This window comes from uncultured Chloroflexus sp., from assembly GCF_938091255.1.
Taxonomy (GTDB): domain Bacteria; phylum Chloroflexota; class Chloroflexia; order Chloroflexales; family Chloroflexaceae; genus Chloroflexus.
Genome location: NZ_CALLJH010000007.1, coordinates 84,114 through 105,605, shown reverse-complemented (window position 1 = coordinate 105,605; position 21,492 = coordinate 84,114). Strand labels below are relative to the sequence as shown.

At 58.4% G+C, this 21,492-nt stretch carries 13 protein-coding genes; 5 read left to right on the top strand and 8 right to left on the bottom strand.

The features are described 5' to 3' along the window. Positions 1-29: 29 nt before the first annotated feature. The 5 genes from pheA to Q1A00_RS03545 all read left to right on the top strand — a co-directional run bounded on the left by pheA (position 30) and on the right by Q1A00_RS03545 (position 7,352). Entirely contained in the window at positions 30-908 is an 879-nt protein-coding gene (gene pheA, locus Q1A00_RS03565; protein ID WP_299755303.1) for a prephenate dehydratase, read from the top strand. Next, on the top strand, positions 905-2,329 hold the full coding sequence (leuC, locus tag Q1A00_RS03560) for a 3-isopropylmalate dehydratase large subunit (RefSeq protein WP_298406469.1): 1,425 nt from the start codon (positions 905-907) through the stop codon (positions 2,327-2,329). The genes pheA and leuC overlap by 4 nt, the downstream gene beginning before the upstream one ends. A gap of 16 nt (positions 2,330-2,345) precedes the next feature. Next, entirely contained in the window at positions 2,346-2,954 is a 609-nt protein-coding gene (gene leuD, locus Q1A00_RS03555; protein WP_298406467.1) for a 3-isopropylmalate dehydratase small subunit, read from the top strand. Positions 2,955-3,201: 247 nt separating this feature from the next. Further along, complete coding sequence (locus Q1A00_RS03550) at positions 3,202-5,577, top strand: LamG-like jellyroll fold domain-containing protein (protein ID WP_299755299.1); 2,376 nt, start codon at positions 3,202-3,204, stop codon at positions 5,575-5,577. Between the two features lie 191 nt (positions 5,578-5,768). Continuing rightward, complete coding sequence (locus tag Q1A00_RS03545; RefSeq protein WP_298490022.1) at positions 5,769-7,352, top strand: choice-of-anchor I family protein; 1,584 nt, start codon at positions 5,769-5,771, stop codon at positions 7,350-7,352. A gap of 64 nt (positions 7,353-7,416) precedes the next feature. Here Q1A00_RS03545 and Q1A00_RS03540 read toward each other — a convergent pair whose 3' ends face one another. From Q1A00_RS03540 to Q1A00_RS03505, 8 genes are all read right to left on the bottom strand, one after another. Further along, complete coding sequence (locus Q1A00_RS03540) at positions 7,417-7,770, bottom strand: hypothetical protein (RefSeq protein WP_298406461.1); 354 nt, start codon at positions 7,768-7,770, stop codon at positions 7,417-7,419. A 48-nt stretch (positions 7,771-7,818) separates the two neighbouring features. Next, positions 7,819-9,732: a hypothetical protein gene (locus tag Q1A00_RS03535; RefSeq protein WP_299755296.1), complete on the bottom strand. Its 1,914-nt coding sequence runs from the start codon at positions 9,730-9,732 to the stop codon at positions 7,819-7,821. Beyond that, the gene (locus tag Q1A00_RS03530; RefSeq protein ID WP_299755293.1) at positions 9,729-11,252 is read right to left on the bottom strand and encodes a serine hydrolase; all 1,524 of its coding nucleotides are present in this window, start codon (positions 11,250-11,252) and stop codon (positions 9,729-9,731) included. Before Q1A00_RS03530 ends, Q1A00_RS03535 begins: the two co-directional genes overlap by 4 nt. A 229-nt stretch (positions 11,253-11,481) precedes the next feature. Continuing rightward, a complete protein-coding gene (locus tag Q1A00_RS03525; protein WP_298406456.1) occupies positions 11,482-11,805 on the bottom strand; it encodes an ATP-dependent Clp protease adaptor ClpS in 324 nt (107 codons plus the stop codon). A gap of 61 nt (positions 11,806-11,866) precedes the next feature. Next, positions 11,867-14,590: a VWA domain-containing protein gene (locus tag Q1A00_RS03520; protein ID WP_298406454.1), complete on the bottom strand. Its 2,724-nt coding sequence runs from the start codon at positions 14,588-14,590 to the stop codon at positions 11,867-11,869. Positions 14,591-14,923: 333 nt separating this feature from the next. After that, positions 14,924-18,895: a GAF domain-containing protein gene (locus tag Q1A00_RS03515; RefSeq protein WP_298482133.1), complete on the bottom strand. Its 3,972-nt coding sequence runs from the start codon at positions 18,893-18,895 to the stop codon at positions 14,924-14,926. Beyond that, complete coding sequence (locus Q1A00_RS03510) at positions 18,892-19,878, bottom strand: glycine cleavage T C-terminal barrel domain-containing protein (RefSeq protein ID WP_298406452.1); 987 nt, start codon at positions 19,876-19,878, stop codon at positions 18,892-18,894. The genes Q1A00_RS03515 and Q1A00_RS03510 overlap by 4 nt, the downstream gene beginning before the upstream one ends. Before the next feature lie 56 nt (positions 19,879-19,934). After that, positions 19,935-21,275, bottom strand: a complete 1,341-nt coding sequence (locus tag Q1A00_RS03505) for a cytochrome P450 (protein WP_298406451.1) — start codon at positions 21,273-21,275, stop codon at positions 19,935-19,937. Positions 21,276-21,492 lie beyond the last annotated feature (217 nt).

Genomic DNA, 21,492 nt, shown 5'->3' with positions numbered 1-21,492 from the left:
GCTTCGCCCTCACCCATCGTTTCATTCCCATGACATACACGATTGCCTATCTCGGCCCACCCGGCACCTTCAGCGAAGAAGCTGCATTAGCGCACGCCGCCGAACGTGATGCGCGTCTGTTGCCGCTGGCCAGCATTCCAGCGGTAGTTACCGCCATCGAAACCGAGGCGGCAACGGTCGGCGTGTTGCCAATTGAGAACCTGCTGGAAGGAAGTGTCAGTTATACGCTTGACTTGCTCATCCACGAAACCAATTTGCAAATCGCCGGCGAGATTGTCGTCCCAATTCGTCAGTATCTGCTGGCACGGCCCGGGTTGCAATTAAGCGACATCAAAGTCTTGTACGCCCATCCCCAATCACTCGCCCAATGCCGGCGTTTTGTGGAACGCTGCTTGCCCGGCGTCGCGACGGTCGCATCGCTGAGCAACTCAGCCGCACCTGCCGAGGCATTGGCCGACGAGCGACCGGCAGCCGCGATTGGCACCCTACGCGCCGCCGAATTGGTTGGAGCCAGCATCTTGGCCCGCGAGATTGCCGATAGCCCGCACAACGTCACTCGTTTCATCGTGCTGGCCCGCGAAGACGCGCCTCCTACCGGCGATGACAAGACCAGCTTCTGTTTTGGGTTTACCCGCGAAGACCGGCCCGGCAGTCTGGTTGGCGCACTGCAAGAATTGGCTGCGGAAAACATCAACATGACCAAACTCGAGTCGCGCCCGACTCGTGCTATTCTAGGACAATACATCTTCTTAGTTGACATTAACGGACACCGCCGCGATCCCCACGTTGCCCGCGCTCTTGAGCGCATTCGCCAGCATACCGGTATGCTCAAAATCTTTGGCAGCTATCCGCGCTGGCGAGGAACCAATGGCAACCATCATCATCTGCGGCAAGGAGAGGAGAAATGAGCAAACCGCGCACCTTGTTTGAAAAGGTCTGGGACGCACATCTGGTGCGGCCAGAGACGCCGGAGACGCCGGCGGTGCTCTATATTGATTTGCATTTGATCCACGAAGTAACTTCGCCGCAGGCGTTTACCGAATTGCGCCAGCGCGGCTTGCGGGTACGCCGGCCCGACAAGACGTTGGGGACGATGGATCATAGTACGCCAACAACCCCGCGTAACCATCTCGGCATTATTCCGGTGATTGACCCAATGGCGATCAGTCAACTGGAGCAATTGCGCAAAAACTGCGCCGAGTTCGGCATTCCGCTGTTTGAGTTGGGTGATGAAAATCAGGGCATTGTGCATGTGATCGGGCCAGAGCAGGGGTTGACCCAACCGGGCATGACAATCGTATGCGGCGATAGCCACACCAGCACCCACGGCGCGTTCGGCGCGCTGGCGTTCGGTATTGGCACCTCAGAAGTTGGGCACGTATTGGCGACCCAGTGCCTCTTGCAGCGCAAGCCCAAGACCTGCGCCGTGCGGATTGATGGCCGGCTTGGCCTCGGTGTGACGGCCAAAGACATTATTCTGGCGCTGATCGCCAAATATGGCGTCGGCGGCGGAACCGGTTACGTCTTTGAGTATATGGGGGAAGCGATCCGAGCACTCTCGATGGAAGAGCGCATGACGATCTGCAATATGAGCATCGAAGGCGGGGCACGAGCCGGGATGGTTGCACCCGATGACACTACCTTCGAGTATATTGCCGGACGACCATTCGCACCGAAGGGAGCTGATTTCGAGGCGGCGGTGGCACGCTGGCGCACCTTGCCCTCTGATGAAGGCGCAGTCTTTGATCACGAATTAACGCTCTCGGCCAGCGAGTTGAAACCGATGATTACCTACGGGACTAACCCCGGCATGGGCATTCCCATTGACGCTCCAGTGCCACGACCAGAAGACATGCCTGACCCACGCAGCCGGGCCGCGCTCGACAAAGCGCTGGCCTACATGGGGCTTGAACCGGGCAAGCCGCTGCTGGGGCATCCGGTCGATGTGGTCTTTATCGGTTCTTGCACCAACTCGCGGCTATCTGATCTGCGCCAAGCGGCCCAGTTCTTCCGCGGGCGTAAGGTGGCGCCGGGGGTGCGGGTAATGGTCGTACCCGGCTCGCAGCAAGTCAAGCGGGCTGCTGAAGCGGAAGGGCTGGATCGCATTTTCAAAGAGGCAGGTGCCGAATGGCGCGAAGCCGGCTGCAGCGCCTGCTTGGGGATGAACGACGACAAAGTGCCGCCCGGCAAGTACGCGGTCAGCACCTCGAACCGCAACTTCGAGGGCCGGCAAGGGCCGGGAGCACGCACGATGTTGGCCAGTCCGTTGACCGCCGCCGCCACCGCCGTGACTGGTGTCGTCACTGACCCGCGCACGTTGTTGAATTAACCTCAAGGAGAGCGGTATGCAACCTATTGCAACCATCACCGGCAAAGCGGTCGTCTTGCCGGTTGAAAATATCGATACTGACCAGATCATTCCGGCCCGCTTCCTAAAAGTTACCGACAAGAGTGGACTAGCTGCCGGCTTGTTCGAGGCGTGGCGCTACCTGCCCGATGGTACTCCCAACCCTGATTTCCCGCTCAATCGGCCAGAAGCGGCAGGCGCGACGATCCTGATCAGCGGGCGCAACTTCGGCTGCGGTAGCTCGCGTGAGCATGCACCGTGGGCTTTGCAAGACTACGGCTTCCGCGCAGTGATTGCACCCTCGTTTGCCGACATTTTCCGTAGCAATGCGCTGAAAATTGGCTTACTGCCGGTGACGATTGAGCAGACGATCTACGACGAGCTGGTGGCGATGTACGCCAGCGATCCGCAGATGACGCTGACCGTTGATCTGGCTGCGCAGACAGTGACACTGCCCAATGGCCGACAGGTGAACTTTCCAATCGATGCGTTCAGCAAATATTGCCTGTTGCACGGCGTTGACCAGCTTGGCTTTTTGCTCAGCCAAGCCGATGCTATTGCCGCATACGAAGCGAGCCACCCGCAGCCAGTGAAAACCACTGGCTAATGCGAAGGGCGCAACGTGTAACAACGCAAAGGCGCAAGGGGCGCAGAGGTATATAGGTATATACAGTTGTTCATACCAAGTACGCTTATTGCTCCTATTACCTTTGCGGCTTCGCGACTTTGCGTTTGCCATTCTTTGCACTTTTGCGTTTATTCCTCATCTGTGCGCAACCAACTGACGCTGGCTACGTTATTATAGATAGGAGCAGCAGCGCCGGGCTGATTCTGCGCATCACACCAATCGTCCCATGCACCGACTTGCCCGCTGGTTCTTGATTGTCTGTCTCATCTTCTTAGCAACCCCGTTGCACGCGCAACCGGCGGGTGGTTGGAATGTGGCTGAGTTTTTAGCCAAACAACCCGGCCTCTTGAAAGACCTTCGTACTGACGAGCGCAGCGCGGCCCAGATCATCGAAGAGCAGAGTACCTACTACGGCGTTAGCCCATTTCTAACCCTTGCCCTGCTCGAAGCGACCGCCGGCTTGCTTAGCAATCCCACACCGCCGGAGGCGGCGATCGCCCAACCCTTCGGCGCGCACGGGCCGGTTGGCTTTGCCGCGCAGATCGAGTGGGCGAACCGCGAGCTGCGCGCCGGGTTGGGGCCATACCAGCAACCGCCTACTATCCGGTTGCGCGACGGCTTGACCCTGACCCTCTCGCTCGATGAACCGGCGGAATGGATTGCGATCAAGCGCTTTCTAGCACGGGGACGCGATTCGGCTGAGTGGTTAGCGGCCATCAAAGCGACACACACTGCCTTACGCACCTACTTTGATGCCCAGCTCGCACCGCCGGCCACGGTCGCGGCAGATGTCGCCGGCTGGTTGCGTGCGCCGTGGCCATTGGGCACACGGGTCACGCATCTTGCCTACTTTGACCACATGTACCCGATGGTTGATCTTGGCGGCGACGGCAACAACGAGATGGTTGACTATCTGGGCCGACGCAACGTACAGTACAACAGCCACGACGGTCACGATTACGTCTTCCCCGATGCACCGTTCGCCACCCCCATCCTCGCCGCCGCCGCCGGCAGTGCGTATGCCTTTAACGAATCGCGCGGGATGGGAGTGGTCATTGTCCACCCTAATGGCTACGAGACGGTGTACTGGCATCTCAGCGCACTCGATCCGATCTTCAACAATGGCAATGGCATTCGTGTCACCACTGGCCAACAGATTGGCGTTAGCGGCGCTAGCGGCGTAAGCGGCACACCGCATCTGCACTTTGAGGTGCGACGTTGGGAAGGCGGCATTCGTAAGCAGGTTGACCCGTATGGTTGGTACGGCCCCGGCCCCGACCCGTGCCCGGCTTACGCCGGCTGCGCGGCCAGCACGTGGCTCTGGCACCCTGATTTGATCGGGATGTACGATTTTACGCCGCCCGACTACACGCCACCGCCGAGCGATACCACGCCGCCAATCGGAACGATGCGGGTCGCGCCACCTGCCGATCTGTTGCTAGCAGTCACCTTCAATGGGCACCCACTGCAAACCGTTGGGCAAGGATTGCCGCAGATTAACGGCACGCCAAGCTTCGGGCCGGGCCGGTTTGGGCAAGCACTGATCAGCGACAACGCCGAGGTTGCATTCCCTACCACCGGCAATCTTGATGTCGTCCAAGGTACGATTAGCCTGTGGGTCAAGATACCGGAATACTATCCGGCTAACCGTCGCAATCGTCATTACCTCCTCGCTGCCAGCGCCGAACCAGAAGGAGCACCCGTCTATACCGGCACGCTAGCGCTGCGCCGCGACCAGCTCGGCCCTGATGGGAGCGCACAGTGGACGTTCTGGACGGTAGGGGATGCCAGCAGTGGCGAAGATCTGCTTAGCGTGCCGGACACCTTGGCGGCAGGATGGCATCACTTCGCGGTGAGTTGGGACGCAACGAGTGGCAGCAAAGCCTTGTACATTGACGGTATCCTCGTGGCTGAACGGCGTAATGCTGTCTTGCCAATCATCACCGGCGTACACTTACACCTTGGCCGCTTTAGTACCGGTAGTGCGGCTGCTGGGGTACGCTTCGACGAATTAGCCATCTTCGCCCGTCCGCTCACTGCCGATGAAATTGCCGACCTAGCGACAGGGCCACTCTTTGGGCCAGAACCGATTGGTGTAACCGACCGCGCCATCCGCATCGACACCAATGCGATGGATGACAACGGCGGGATTGCGGCGGTCATCCTTGGTATCAACGGCGAACTGAGCGATCCAATGCCCTACTACGATAGCTACCGTTGGAGCCTGCCGCCAGTCGAAGGCGAGCACGTCGTGGAAGTTCGCTACCTTGATCGAGCCGGCAATACGACGACCGTCTCGCAAACAGTGACTCTCAATCTGCCGCCGCGGGTTGATCTCCAAACCACGTGGCTCACCGATGACACGGTACAGATACGAATCAATGCCACCGATCATCACTTACCAATCGATATGCAGTTTAGCGACACCCCGACCTTCGACGAAGCGCCGTGGCTGCCGTTGCTGCCAGAGGTGCGCTGGCGGTGGGATGGAACTGAACTCCCGCGCCTGTTTATGCGTTTCCGCGATGCCACCGGCCTGCCGAGCGAGCCGGTCGAGATTGAGCGGCAGTATCAGGTATTTGTGCCGCTGGTAGGGAGGTAAGGCGCGTTAAAGACGGGCATATCCAGTAATACCGCCCTTAAGCGCCTCTGCGGTTATATCGGCGTTAACCCCCACCCATGGCGCCGTGATCGCAATCACACCCACGCTTAACATACTCATGACACAGGCTTAATCGACAATGTATATATTAGTAGACGCAAGTGTCCGCGTTCAGGAAGGGAATTACCACTATGCGTCTCCGTGGGTTGACCATGTTTGTCGCCATCGCGCTGCTGATCGGCGCGATCAGTCCGTTGCCGGTATTTGCGGCAGCATCAGTCCCTACCTTTACCCTACTAGCCAGCTACACCACCGGACTCGGCAATTTGTCGGGAGAAACGGTTGCCTTTGGCCGCAACCGTATGTTCGTTACCAACAGCGTTAACAACTCGCTCGATATCGTCGATCTGAGCAACGCGAGTGCTCCCAACCGGCTGAGCCGGATCGATCTGTCGCCGTATGGAGCCGGGCCGAACAGTGTCGCCGTGCGTGGCAATCTAGTGGCCGTGGCAGTGGAAGCCGCGCCAAAGACCGATCCCGGTTTTGTGGTCTTTTTTGACCTCAATGGCAACTACCTGAATCAGGTGCAAGTAGGGGCATTGCCTGATATGCTGACCTTCACCCCTAACGGTCGCTTGTTGTTGGTGGCCAACGAAGGTGAGCCGAACGACGATTACACCATCGATCCTTACGGCACGATCAGCATTATCCCGGTCAGCGGTAATATTCGTCGCCTAAGCGATCACGATGTCATCCATCTCGGCTTTGCCGAGTTTGAAATTGGCGGCATGTACCGCGACCAGTTCGATCCAGCGACTCGCATCTTCGGGCCGACGGCCAACGACCCCGATGCAGTACAGAAGAATCTGGAGCCAGAATACATCACCGTGACACCGGACAATCTGTTCGCGTATGTGACACTGCAAGAGAACAATGCGATTGCCAAGATCGATCTGCGCTATTTCTGCATCGAGTGGGTGCGTTCACTTGGCCTGAAAGATCACAGTCTGCCGGGCAACGGGCTTGATGCCAGCGACCGTGACAATGCGATCAACATTACCAACTGGCCAGTGTTTGGGATGTATCAGCCGGACGCGATCGCTAGTTACCGCGTGCGCGGACAGACCTATCTAGTCACAGCCAATGAAGGCGACGCGCGCGAGTATGCCGGCTACGTAGAAGAGGTGCGAGTTGGCGCGAGCCGGTACCGGCTCGATCCCACCGCCTTCCCCAATGCGGCGGCGCTGAAGAACAATGCGGCGCTAGGCCGGCTGACCGTTAGCATTGCCAGCGGCGATCTCGATGGAGACGGCGACTTCGATCAGATCCATGTGTTTGGCGCGCGTTCATTCTCAATTTGGGATGCTGAAGGCCGGCTGGTGTTCGACAGTGGCGATCAGATCGAGCGGATCGTGGCTGAGACGTATCCTACCTTCTTCAACAGCAACCATAGCGCCAACGATTTCGATACGCGCAGCGACAACAAAGGGCCGGAACCGGAAGGACTTGCGTTGGGATCGATCCGTAACCGGACGTATGCCTTCATCGGTCTGGAACGGCAGGGGGGTGTGATGATATTCGACATCAGTAACCCGACAGCGCCGGTATTCGTACAATATGTCAATAACCGCGATTTCAGTAGCGCCACCGTTGGGCCAGACAGCGGGCCTGAGATTGTGAAGTTTGTGCCGGCTAACCAAAGCCCAACCGGCAAGCCGTTGTTGCTCGTAGCGAACGAGATCAGCGGAACGGTGAGTATATACGAGGCGAATTGAACGATTCGCAATCCAAGCCCCTTCTCTCGACCAATGAGAGAAGGGGCGATTCTACCTGTCTCTTCTACCTCCCTCGCCACCACGCCAGTGCGATCCCACCAATCAGGTGCAACGCTAAGACGCTAATGAAATAGACCGTGTGCGGGCCAACCGTCTGGCGAGCCGCATCAGGAGTAAGAATCGTCTCGATCCGGCCGGCGATAAAGGGGGTAAAGAAGTAGAGCGCACCGCAGCAGGCTACCGCCAGCCGCCATTCGTCACGTCGTGCTATCACCCAACCGAAAAAGATCGCCAGCGGCGTTGCCAGAATGACCAGCGCCAACCAGCGTAACACCTCAGGATTGCGGTTATCGCCAACGATAGTGTATGTAGCAGCAGCGATAGCCCAACCCACGAGGGTAGCGAGGGTGATGAACAAAAGCGTGCGCCTATCACGGATCATCGGTCTGATTGAGAACATCATCAATCACTTAAGACGGCGAAGCCGGCGCTCGATCTGGTCTTTGTACTTTTGAATGAGCGCATGCTGTTCAGCAATAGCGGTATCGATCTGTTCAACCTGATCTTCAAGCTGAGCCAGCGTTGCGACGTACCGCTGTCGCAACGCGCCTTCATCGCCATCGCTGCGCAGTGGCGCAATCTGCTGCTGCAAGCGTTGCTGACGCTCGAAGATACGCTGCCGTTCGCGCTCACGCTCGGCAATCGTCTGCTCGGCGGCACTGATCTGGCGGAAGAGGTTGAGTACACCTGATAACTGTTGGAAGGTTCCTGCATCGAGCACTTTGTCGCGTAGCCACTGCTGCAACTGTTCACCCGTTAGACTACTGATCTGCTCATAGCGTGAGAGCAACTGACGCTCGCAAACGACCAATTCGGCGTTGGCAAAAGCAGGAACAGCAACCGCCCACCGCGCAAGTTGATCCTCTTCACTCAATGGCGGTGGTGTATCAACAAGCTCGGTATTCTCGGCGCGAGGATGCTCAACGATGACAGTGCAAGGTTCGGCGAGAGTACTCGTGATGACATAGTGGTGAGATAAAAGCAGATACTCGTCAACGATCAAATCGCCGTCGTGTAACCTGATACTGTGCAAAGCACGGGTTGTTGCGGTCGTCTCTGCGACTGTCACACCTAATTCAACCGCGTGAAAGACATTGATCGCGGCGCCGGCGCGGGTAAAGGGCAGCACCGACTCGCCAGCGTATTCGCCGTTGATCAGTACCGTCACCGGACCTTGTTCGAGAGTTAGGCCCGTCTCATTGGTGAGGCGAATAGCCGCGAGCGGATGGCGTTCGCGCCGCGAGTGGTTGTAGACCAATTTGCGCCGGCCTGCTAATGCTGCGCCGATAATTGGAGCCATGGCCGATTTGCCACGCCCTACGCTGACCGGCTGGGTCACGCGATAGGCAAAGAGCGCCCCTCGATCTTCCCCTTCGGCTACCGGAGAAATGCTTGCATCGATGGTCTTTATCGACACTTCCGGCGACTCAGCTTCTTTGCGCAAGAAATGTATGTCGCTATCTAATCCGAAAACCTCTTTTCGTAATGCCAGTGGCCGCATGAAGGCTTTTTTTGGTTGAGGACGCTGAACATCATCGATCACCGGGCGTTCAGGCGTCTGCGGTTCGTAAAGCCGGTAACGGAACGAAACAGGCTGACCGGCGACGAGCGTGACCTCAACATCAACCAGATCTTCTTCCAACTGATTATCAAACAGGCCCCAGCCCTGTAACAAGCAACGGGCCGCGCCATCACCGTCATCTTCGCAGATCAAGCGATAACTGACCCGCCATGCCGACGCCGGCGCGACATAGCCTACCAGTAGATCGTGCTCACCGGGAGTGAGGTGAATAGTAGCGGTGCGATTGCGCTCATCGTTTTGGGCAGCGCGCAAGAAAAAGGCGAGATCGTTATGAGCCGCGTCATCGAGCAACTCAACGCGAGCGACATCATCGAGCGGGATAGGGCGCACAGCGCGTTCATCACTCAGATAGAGGCTTACTATTGCCCGCCGCAGCGGTTCTTCATCTTCCACATCCACCCCGATCACCAGACCGCTGATCGTCTCGCCCTGCTTACCGGCCAAGGTGAAGCGCGCGGTACGCCCGCGCAGATCGCGGAGCAAATCGAGCAAGCTCCGCTCGTGCGAAAGGTGAATACTGCCGCGGGCGATTAACGCAGTGCGATCTTCGGGAGTGGCCACATCAATATTGCGCACTTGCCCGCTGCGGTCAATGACAATCAGACTCTTGAGCACATCGTCCATCGCCTCGAGCGGAAAGCTGAGGGTCAGTGTTTCACCGTTCAACGTCCCGCGCCGCTCAAAATAACCTATCCCGTGTTTGTAGAGCACCATCCGCTTCACAGGCAAGTTGATCATGGCGTTTCTCCCGCAGGTAGCGTGTCAAGCCGGATCGGATTGTAGGCAGTGTACACCAGCCGGCTGACATCGGCAATCGCGCCGCCGAGCACTTCATCAGGCCATGCCCATTGGTCGCCAAGGGGTTTATAGACATAGATTGCCAGCACATAATCACCGCCGGTTGAGCGAACGATACCGGCATCGGCTTGGGTGTGTTCGATCCAACCCGACTTATGTTCAACCCGCACGCCAGCGGGGATACCGCCAACCATGCGCGTATCGTCAGCATTTTCTGACAGCAGATCGAGCATCTCTTGGCAGCGATTCGGCGTAAGCAGCTCAAACCTCTCAAGCAACGTCCCTTCACCACGAGCGCACTCATCAATCATGCGGTAGAGCTGCCCCATCGCATACGGAGTGGCCCGCAAGGCGCAGCCAGTTTCGGTGTACGGTGGTTCACCGACGGGGTCTTTCGGCCCGCAACGGAACTTGACATTATAGAGCTTGATGTAATCGAGCGACTCGAACGGAATATACAGATAGAGATGTTCGAGACCGAGATCGGCCAGCATATCGCTCATCTCTTCAGCGCCGCGGAAAGCCGTCTCGGTATTGGTGCCGCCGGCACCCGCCGCCAAAATATCATTCGCCGCCAGATTATCACTCTCGATAATCATCGCCCGCATGCTTTCCTTTTGCCGTTCGCTGAATTCGGCTAACTTGGCGTAGCCATACAACATAATTGCAGTTTTAATCGTACTCGCACCAGCAAACACACTGTGCGCATTCACCGCCACTTCGGCGCCAGTCGCCAGATCGTAAAGATAGACTCCGATCACGCCATCCCATGCGGCTGCCATCGCTTCAAGCTGTTCGGCAAGCTGCGCAAACGAAGCGCGGGGCGGATCAGTCGGCCAGCGAGTAAGGAATATCGGATCGGCGGTTTGGCCGCGGCGAAGGAAACTACTCACAATTTCAAATGAACGGTCGAGATTAATTTTTCGTCCGGGCACGTAGGCAAAACTGCGCGAGAGAACATCAGTTGAGCTAAGCACAGTCAGGGTGGGCGCAGTAGCCGACGCGACGGCAAACGCTGCCATCTGCTCACGCAATGCGGCTTGATCAAACGCCAACTGTAGCAGTACCGATACTGGCATATCGCTGCCTAGCGCTGGCGCTGCTGCCGCCAGCATTGCCGACAGATCAGGGCGTACCGCAATGGTGGTCGGATCGATAGTCTGGGAATACTCGTCAGCAACCAATTGCAACGGCATTATGTGTTCGGCAAGCGCGGCAGATAAGACAGTTTCTGCTTCAACAGGAGTCAGGCCACTAATCGACACACCAGCCACCTTAGAACTAGGCGCGTATACCGGCACGAGTGGCGGCAATACAGCAAGCGCTGGCGGTGTCCGCTCTACAGTTGATGCAGAAGCAACCACTGCATCAGCGGGTAACGAACGGGAAGCTGAGCTACATCCGGCAAGGACAGCCACGCAGAGCAGGGCGATGGCAACGAGACGGGGCCGGAGGTTCATAGTCGTGTTCATGCTCCTTTGCGATGTAGATTAGCAGGCAACACGCCCTCTCCGGCTAGGGAAAGGAAGCGTTTTCTAGCCTGCGCGAAACTCCTTTGGGCAATACGTTGCGCGTCGCTTCCTGCCAAGCAGAGCAGCCAGAGACTCCCGCTAGCAATGGAAAGCGAGAAGGGTAACAGCGCGACAGGCATCGTTCATTAATCCACACGTGGCCAGTAACGTACCGCCATCACTGATCTGGTTCAAGGTAGAACGTGAGCGGATAGCCAGCTTCACGGGCGGCGTGATGAGCCTGATAGACCCGCTCTTGCGCCTCTTGGAACGGTAACACCGTCACCAGCGCGCGCCCTTCGTAATGCGCCGTGAGCATCACTTGTTCGGCGCGGGCCAGATCAAGTTCAAAAAAGACGCGCAACACAATTACGACAAAATCCATCGGCGTCACGTCGTCATTTTCGACAATGACGCGATACGGACGCTCAAGCTCTTCATCGCTGGCAACCGCAAAGGTAACGGCGGGCCGCACGACGACTGTTGGTTGTTCAGTTGACATGGGCTGCTCCGACGGTGACAGCGAGAACCGATATTTTAAGGCAGTATAACACAAAGCGTTACTACTCTTTGCGCTGCCGGCGCCGTTTGGCCGCCAGCAAGGCTGCAATCCGCTCTTCGTCACTGAGGGTAGCCGCTGGCTTTGGCGGGGGCGGGGCAGCCGGCGGGGCCGACGGATCAGGCACGGCCACCCGGCGGGCAGGGCGTTTGAGCGGCACAGCAGTGAATTCGGGCAATGGTACAAACAGCCGGCGCAGCGCAATATCGATCGGCAACAGGATCAGCGCCAACCAGAGCAGTGGCATTGTTACAGGCCAGACATCGTACACAGCGCGGGTGGTAGGCGTAAAGATAGCAGTTGGCGGTGGATCGACGCTACCGCCGGTCAGAGCCGCAATATCGACCAACAAGCCGGGGTTGGCGGCAAACCGGCCATATTCGGGTGAATAGCTCACAGCAAAGCCGGCAGTGGCGCTGCCGAGAGACTGACCGGCACGATCGAGGGCGCTGACCTGCACCAGATACGCACCCACCTGATCGATCGTCGCAATGGCGCGATAACGACCGGGAGCAACTTGGGTAAATGCCAGCTCAAAACTGGTGGCCAGCCCGCTGACCCGGCTACGAATCTCGCCTAGTTCAAGCGGCAAGCCTCGCTCATCGAGCGCCATAAGATCGATCTCGGCGCGATTAGCCATCACCGACGCAGTAAGGGCTAGCCGTTCACCACCACTGAGTGGCAGTGTCTCGGCAACCAGATTGGCGGCAAAACGGGGGAACTCAGGCCATGTTAACCACGCTGCCGCCCAACGACCACTCAGATCGCTCGTCCACGCCAACACGCGCCCCAAGCCAACCTGCGCCGTAGCCAGCAGCGGCGCACCATCATCGGCCACTAACAACGTGCGGGCCAGCGAGCGATGATCAGCAGCATTGCGACCACGCAACGGCGGCAATGGAGTCAAATCGCGCAGCCACGGTGTAGGTAAAGCCAACGCCGGCACAAACGGCTCTTCGATCAGATCACGATTCGCGATTCGGACTGTCTCCTCAAGAAAAATGCGCGGTAGCGCATCAGCCCGCTGCACGAGATAGTACCGTCCCCCGCCAAGCTGTGCCGCGCGCTCAAGCGCCGGATCGGTATCTAACCCGATCGCCACGGTGCTTACCGTCACCCCCTGCGCGCGTAGATCGGCGATCAGATCGGCATAATTGGTTTCGGAAATACCATCAGTGAGCAGAATCAGGTGACGAATCCGGGCATTTGCTCGCGTGATCGTTTCGGCAGCAAGCGCCACCCCGCTGCGAATATTGGTGCCGCCGCCGGCAGCCAACCGGCTGAGCGCATCTTCGATCGTGAACAGATCGGGCAGCGGTTGCAACGGTAGTAGCGTATCAGCAAAACTATCGAAGGCGATAATGGCGATCTGATCATGTGGTGACAAGCCGCGGCTAGCTTGATAAACAGCTTCGCGGGCCAGATCAAGTTGGGTGCGCCTCCCATCAACCGGCGCGCTCATACTGCCGCTGCGGTCAATCACCAGCACCAGCGCCAGATCGGGCCGCTCTACACGAAACGGCGGATCAAGCGCCACCGGCAAGATCGACTCAAGGAGCGATCGCCGCCAACCGCCGGCGCCAAACGACTGCGTGCCACCTATTACAAGCAACCCACCACCCAAATCGCGGACATATGAGGTCAAGGCGCGTTGCAGCGCCGTCGAAACCGACTCAGCCGGCGTATCAACCAATGCAATCGCATCAAATGCGCGCAGATCGAGCGGATTGGCCGGAACTTGCACTGGCGCTTGCACTGCAATCTCGATCCCGGCAGCCCGCCACGCAGCAGCCAGCGCAGCGGTACGTTCAGGGTCAACCGTGATCAACAACACCCGCGGTGGCCCACTGACAAACGTAAACGCTACTGCACGATTATTAGCCGGTTGGGGGTCGAACGGCGCAATCAAACGCGCCTCGAACTGGCGAAAGCCCGGATTGCCCGCCGGCGCGGTAAGCGTTATTTGATTAAGCCCGGCAGCCAGCTCAACCGGCTCTTCAACCGTCAACTGCCCATCAACGATAAGCTGCACCGTTGCCGGCCCGATCACTTCGCTGTCAATCTGTACCGTGAGCGGAATAGTTTGCTCAACGCTGGCCGTCGTTGGCGCGATTAATGCAGTGATAAGCGCATCAGGGCCGCGCTCGGCCAAGAGCGGTACAACTTCAATCGGTACTTTACGCGCCGCAGCCAGCCGAGCAGCGACCAGCGCATCGCCCTCATTTTCGCCACCATCGGACAACAACACGAGGCGTTGATGCATTGCGCCGGGCAAGATCGCCAACCCAAGCTGGATCGCATCTTCGATATTGGTACGCGACGCAATAACCAACGAATCGAGCCGGGTCAGCGGTCGCGGTGGCTCAGCCACGCGCTCTACTGCTGCGCGCGCACCAAAGACGATCACCGCCATGCGATCATCGGGATCGGCTGCGGCGAGGGCCTGTTCGATATACGTCAGTGCGGCAGCGCGTTGGGCCGGCGCCACTGAATCACTCGCATCAATCAGAAACACGGTGGCGGTGGCTTGCACGGGCCGGCCCACCTGCAAACCGGCTAACGCCAAAACCAACGCTGCGAGCAGCGCCAAGCGCACAACGACCAGCGCCAACATGCGCGCCCGGCCAAGGCGACGGCGCAAATCGGCGCGGCCAAGCCACATGAACCACAGCAGAAGAATGGCGAGCGCAAACAGCCACAGAGCTGCCGGCTCAATCACACTCAGCACAATAACCTCCGTTCAACGGTTGCGGTGGATCGCTAGCCAGCCAACAACATTGTATACCAGATGCTGGGATCATCTCCTGTCATTGCGAGAAGGCGCACCTCCTTTGTCATTGTGAGGGCGCGTAGCGCCCGCAGCCATCGCCTACTCAGGCGGGATAATGCCACTAGGCATCCGTCCCGTGCTCGCGGGGGATTGCTGAGGGCACACCAGAGCCGAAGCGCTGGGGACGGATCCGTCCCGTGCTCGCGGGGGGGTTGCCTCGCTTCGCTCGGCTCACAACGACATAGGTGCGGGAAATTATTGCACCGTGCAGGGCATTGCAACGCGATGACCCTACTCAACCCGCACTACAACGAGGGTCATATCATCGTGAACCATTCGCCCTTCGCTAAACGCTTGCACTTCCGCCAACAGGCGATCAAGCAGAGCCTCGGGCGGCAAATAGCCCCAATGGCGCACCAATTGTTCAAGCCGGTCGAACCCGAACAATTCGCGTTGAGCATTCTGCGCTTCGACAATGCCATCAGTATAGAAAACGACGGTATCACCGGGAGCAAGCACCAACTCGATCTGATTGTAGCGGGTATCGCGCTGCACTCCTAATGGCAGCGCGCCAGCCGTTTCGAGAAATGTCGTGCGGCCATCGGCATGGCGCAACAAAGGCGCTAACTGGCCGGCATTGGCCAGCGTCAACCGCAGTTCAATCGGATCGATCAACGCATACCCCAAGGCGACAAAAGCATGACGTGGCACATCATCCACCAGCCAGCGATTGGTCTCGGCCAACACCAAACGGGGCAACTCGTGATTGCGCGCCTCGGAACGGGCTGTCGAACGAGCCACAGCCATCAGCATCGCCGCCGGCAATGATTTGCCGCTCACATCGCCAACGATCACCCCGATCCGCGAACCAAGATCGATCACATCGTAGAAATCGCCACCGGTCTCGCGGGCCGGCAAACAACGGGCAGCCACACTGAGACCGGGGCACACCGGCAGCTCACGCGGGAACAGATTCGATTGAATCTGGCGGGCAATTGCCAGTTCTTGTTCGACTCGCGCCACCGATTCTTGATAGAGTTGCGCATTCTCGATTGCCAGCGCTGCGTGATTAGCAAACGCTAACGCGACATCGAGATCTCGCTCGGTAAAGGCATACCGGCGATACGAATCGATATTGAGTACCCCCAGCACCCGCCCTTTAGAGATTAACGGCACGCCAAGCCATGTCAAAATGCGTTCACCAATATCACCGGGCGGCCAGATCGTGCCATCGGTCGGCGCCACCACCAAGATGGGCCGGCGCTCGCGCACAACCTGACCAGCGCCACTACCTGCGAGCGGCAAAATCTTCCCGCGCGGCATCTCTTCAGGTGGCCAACCGCTGGCAGCCACAATCCGCAACACTTGATCATCGATCAACATGATCGTGGCCGTATCGTAATTGATCACTTTGCGCAACTCGGCCAGCACGAGTTGCAATACCTCATTAGGGTCGAAACTCGAACTGAGCACCCGTGCCACCTCGCGCAGCGTCTCAGCCGTGCGCCGCTGTTCTTGCTCAGCGGCAAAGAGCAGCGCGTTTTCATAGGCAGTCGCAACCGAGGTCGTCACTGTCATCATCAAATCTAACTCTTCTTCAGAATATGACCGCGGTTCGCCAAAGCTGTCAAACGAGATCGAACCAAACACCCGATCGCGGCTGATCAGCGGCACAACCACGAGCGAGCGCAACCCCATCTCACGCCAACGGTCGCGAGAGATCATTGCGCGCGGATCGGTTTCGATGTCGGTAATCACTTGTGGACGACGGGTGGTGCAGAGCGACTTAATCAACAGATTGTGGCGCAGATCGATCGTCATGCCGAGAATACCGGTCGGCGGATATTCGGCCACAACTTCGCCGGTCTCGTCGTCGTGAAACAGCACCAAGCCAGTATGATCGGCCCAGAAGAGCTGCACCAACTCGCGGGCAGCAATATCGAGAATCGCCTGTTGGTCGAGACGAGCCGCGAGTAGGCCAGCGATCCGGTTGACTAACGCCATGCGGGCCGCTTGCTGTTCGGCGGCAACCGCGTGCGCCTGCGCCGCCTCAAAGAGACGTGCATTCTCGTGCGCCTGCCGCTCGCGCTCTTCAAACAACTGCACCTTCTGCACTGCCAGACTTATCAAGCTCACAATTTGGGCCAGAAAATCAATCGTGCCGTTATCGTACTGATAGGGACGCTCATCTTGCAGCACGATCACGCCGATGGCTTCCTCATGGTGAGCTAATATCGTCACACCAACCCACGACCGCATCAGGTGGGCCGAGCCAATCGGATAAGGCTTGATCCCCATCTCGTCAATCCGCTGACGATCAGCCATCAAATCATCAAAGCGCAGCGGCTGCCGGTGCGTCAACAGCCAATCGGTCAATGAATCCGGCGGCGTCCGCCGTCCCACCAGCTCATCACCAAGCGAACGATTATGCTCAACAAAGACGGCATAGCGCACCAAACGCGAGTGCGGATCGCAGAGGAGCAAATAAAAGACCGAGGCGGCGGTCAGATCAACCACAATCTGGCGCGTCTCATTCAGAATACGGTTCAGATCGTATGAAGCGGCCACCAGCGTGCCGATCTGATTAATCGCCTGCAACTCGGCAATCTGGCGCGCCCGTTGCGCCAGCAAAGTGACATTCTGCACGTGCAAGGCTAATTGAGCCGCCACATTACCGAGAAATTCCATATCGCGCGGCGTAAAGGCATGCGAACGGTAACTCTGCACGCTCACCATACCAATCGCGCGCCCATCGCGATCGAGCAGTGGCCATCCCATCCACGACCGCGCGGCCCGCTCGGTGCCAATGATCACGTTATCGACATCAGCCCAAGCTCGGATTTCAACTGGCAGATCGCGCAAGAAGATCGGCTGGCGTTCGCGCAGAATCCGCGCCGTCAGCGACCGAGGCGGCGGCGGCTGACTGATCCAATAGGTGTAGAGTTGACCTTCATCAAGCGTAATGCCATCGCTAATCAGGTGGCGTTCTGGATCGTAAATCACCATCGAAAAGACATCGAACGCCAAGCACGACTGTAACTCGATCGCGGTGCGTTGCAAGAGATCACGGGCCGTTTGGGTCGTTGAAGCCGCCAGACTAATTTCACGCATCGCACGCAGTTCGGCAATTTGGCGTTCGCGCTCTTGGGTCAAGCGGCTATGCTCGACGAGGATCGCAATCTGATTCGCCACCGACTGGGCCAACGCCAGCTCGTGCGGCGCAATCTCACGCGGTGTAAAACCAAAAAAGCTTAAGGTTCCCAATACATGCCGGCCCACTACCAGCGGCAAGTTAATCGTCGATTCAAAGCGGGGAAAGAGATGGAGCGGAAACGTGGCCGGATCATACTGAGCGTACCATTCACGGCTCACGATCCGCGGCTGCATCTGCGTAACCACCTCGCGCAGCGGGCTGATTTCAAGCGGAATTTGCCGGGTTTGCTCAATATATTCTGTGCTAAATCCGCGCTGCGCGCGCAAGACCAAGAGGGTGCCGGTGGAGTCGAGCAGGCGCACATTGCCGGCCTCGAAGTGCAAGGTTCTCATCGCGATCGCTAGCGCCTGATCGAGCAATTCATCGAGTGAGCGCGGATCGACCAGCGTCGAAGCCAGCGCACTCAGCGCAGCGAGTTCTTCGCGCCGTGCCGCTAGTTGCGCTGTCAATGTACGGCTCAGCCGTTCCTGATCTTCAACCAGCACTGCGTTCTCAAGCGCCAATGCGATCACATTGGCAATCCGTTGCAACAGTTCGAGCGTCTCGTGGGTGTAGAGGTTTGGCTGATAACTTTGCAGCGAGATAACACCGACCACCGCCTCGCTAATCATCAGCGGCACGCCGATCCACGAGCGCGAGAGTTTGGCGGTATTGCCAAAGGGTACCGGCGGCAAACTAGGATCGCGCTCGACCAACAGATCGCGGAAGAGCATCGGTTCGCGCCGGCGCACGATCATGCCGGTCAGGTAGCCATATTCGCGGTTTTCCAGAAAATCAATCTGACCTTCATCATACAAGAGCGCGGCTTTGAACCGTTCAGGCCGTTCATCGCAAAAGGCAAGGTAACAGGCGTCAAAATCGAACACTGTGTGCAATTCATGCACAATTGTTTCAAAGATCACGCGCAGCGACGGGCGGCTACGCGCAGCCAACCCAATCGCATACAGAGCCGCCAAAATCTGTTGATCACGCTCTTGCTGGCGTCGCAGCGCATCGCGCTGGCGTTCGAGATCACCGATCAATTGGCGACGGCGGGCCGTGCGAGTCATTGGTCGTAAACCTGTGCTGTGGCGGTAAATGGTAGGCGACAAACAATGGCCGGTTGATCATCGACAAACACAGTGACATCGGGTTCAGCGTAGGCGCTCCGCAGGTAGGCCAACCCGATCCAGCCGTGGCGCGGTGAGCGGACCACGCTGGTCAGATCGCCAATCTCTTTGCCATCAACGATGACCTTTGCCGGCAGGGATTGGGGGGCAGCCGGCAATCGTAAGCCGCGCAACTGTTTCGCAATCCGCCCGCGACTCTCCATGCGCGCGATAATCTCTTGGCCGACGTAACAACCCTTTTGAAAACTCACCGCTCGCCAGAGATCGGCTTCGAGCGGGATATAGTCGAGGGTGATTTCGCGTCCAAAGCTCGGATAGCCGTGTTCAACCCGCACGATGTCAAACGTATCTGCATCAAGCATTATTGCGCCCGCCGCTTGGCAGGCCGCCAGCAGAGCCGCAGTATACACTGCCGGCGGATAGAGCGTATAGCCGTCGCCGCCAAGCGGCTCACAGCGCGCCACTAACACCTGCGCTTCATTCCACTCACCGCTGGCGATGCCGTAGCGCGGCATATCTGCAGGCAAGCCCAATGCCTGTATAATCTGGCCGGCCTGCGGCCCATACACGCCGATCTGGCCCAACTCAGCGCCGGCATCGGCTACCGTCACCTGATCGTTAAAAAAGATATTCTTGCGCAGATGGCGGAGAACCGGCGTCCCATGGCGAGGGCCGGTCTCTAACAGGAAAGCATCAGGCAGCGCATAAACACGCAACAGATCGATCATCCGCCCGATTGGCGTGGTCAGCACGGTCAACGTGCCTTGGCCAGCTTGCAACCGCTCGATATGGTTGGTCGAAAGCCGGTGCAGCAACGAGGCCCGATCACGGCCCCGCATCCACAGCCGGCCCCGGTCTGACTCATCAATGGCTACAGCGCCGGCATATACCGCCTCGTAGCTCGACGTTACTGCCTCATTCATAGCAGCTCTCATGCTATCTGTATCATCATTGAAAATGGTGATCACACTCCATTGTATCATGTACTGCTTGCGGTTGGCTGAATCAACCGCAGTCGCAACGGCATCCCGTAGCGCGGGCGCAAGGTAATGCCGGTTTGCAATGTGATCGGATGCTCAGGCACCGGCTCAAAGCGCCAGCGCCGGGCCAGCGTTGCCAGTACCAACACCCCCTCCATCCATGCAAACGGCTCGCCGATACAGTTGCGCGGCCCGCCGCCAAACGGGAAGAAGGCGAATTTAGGGCGCGCCGCCTGCGCCTCCGGGGTATGGCGCAACGGATCGCACCGGTAAGGATCGGGAAAGAAGCGTGGATCGTGATGCATCAGCCACGGACTCATCAGAACAATCGTATTCGGTGCGACCCGCACCTCGCCAATCGTCACCGGCGTGATGGCGCGCCGCCCGATCAGCCATGCCGGCGGGTAGAGCCGCAGCGCCTCGGCGAACAACCACTCGGTGTAGCGCAGCGCAGGTAGGTCGGCCACAGTTGGTAAGCGATCGCCAAGCACGGTGTCGAGTTCGGCCGCCACTGCGGCAGCAATCGCAGGATGCTGCGCCAGCAGATACAAGGCCCATGCCAAGGCGTTGGCCGTCGTTTCGTGACCGGCGAGAAAGATAGTCAACAGCTCATCACGCAACTGGGTGTCGGTCATGCGGTAGCCATCACCCTCGTGATCGACCGCCATCAGCAGCATTGAAAGTAGATCACCGCGATCGACCGGGTTGGCGCGGCGTTCGGCAATGATCCGGTAGATAATTGCATCGAGCCGGGCTTTGGCCGCTTGAAACCGGCGCACCGGCGGTAAAGGCAGCCTCATCAACCAATCGGCGAGCGGCAGCACCGCCAGATCGAACATCGCCACCAGATCATGCATTGCGGCAAAGACCTCGGCAGCGTCGGCTTCGGTATTGGCGGAAAAGAGCGTTTCGCCAACGACGCGCAGCGTGATCGCCTGCAGCTCGCGGCTCATATCCAGCCTAGCGCCGTCGTGCCAGCGCGCGCTGCGTGCTTCAGCCGCCACCACCATCGCTTCGCCATAGGCAGCGATACGCTGGCGATGAAACGCCGGCTGGATCAACCGGCGCTGGCGGAGATGCACCGCTCCCTCGCTGGTCAGCAAGCCTTCACCCAGCAACCGTTTCGCCCGCTCTAACACCCGCCCCTTGACAAAGGCACGATTGTGCGTCACCAACACCTCGCGGATGAACGTCGGATGATTGACCAACAGCATAGCTTGCGGCCCGGCGCGAAACGGCACCACATCGCCGCGCATTGCCAGATCAGCCAGTAACGTGAGCGGATCGCGGCGGAATTGCTGAAGCGTATGAATTGCGCGAGGGGAAGGAAAACGGGCCATTGCGACCTCCAAAGAGGGTTAGAGCCGTTGCCTCATAACGGCTCGCCACATGCAGAGGCGGGATCCATGCTCATCTATGAATGTGCCGTAGCCAATTATCATACCACGTTGAGGGGCATAGCGACAATGAGTTACCTATCTCTTGCATAATGCCCATTGCAAAATGATATAAACTTTATGCTGCAAAGCGTCAACCATGCGTGAAATTTAGAACAAC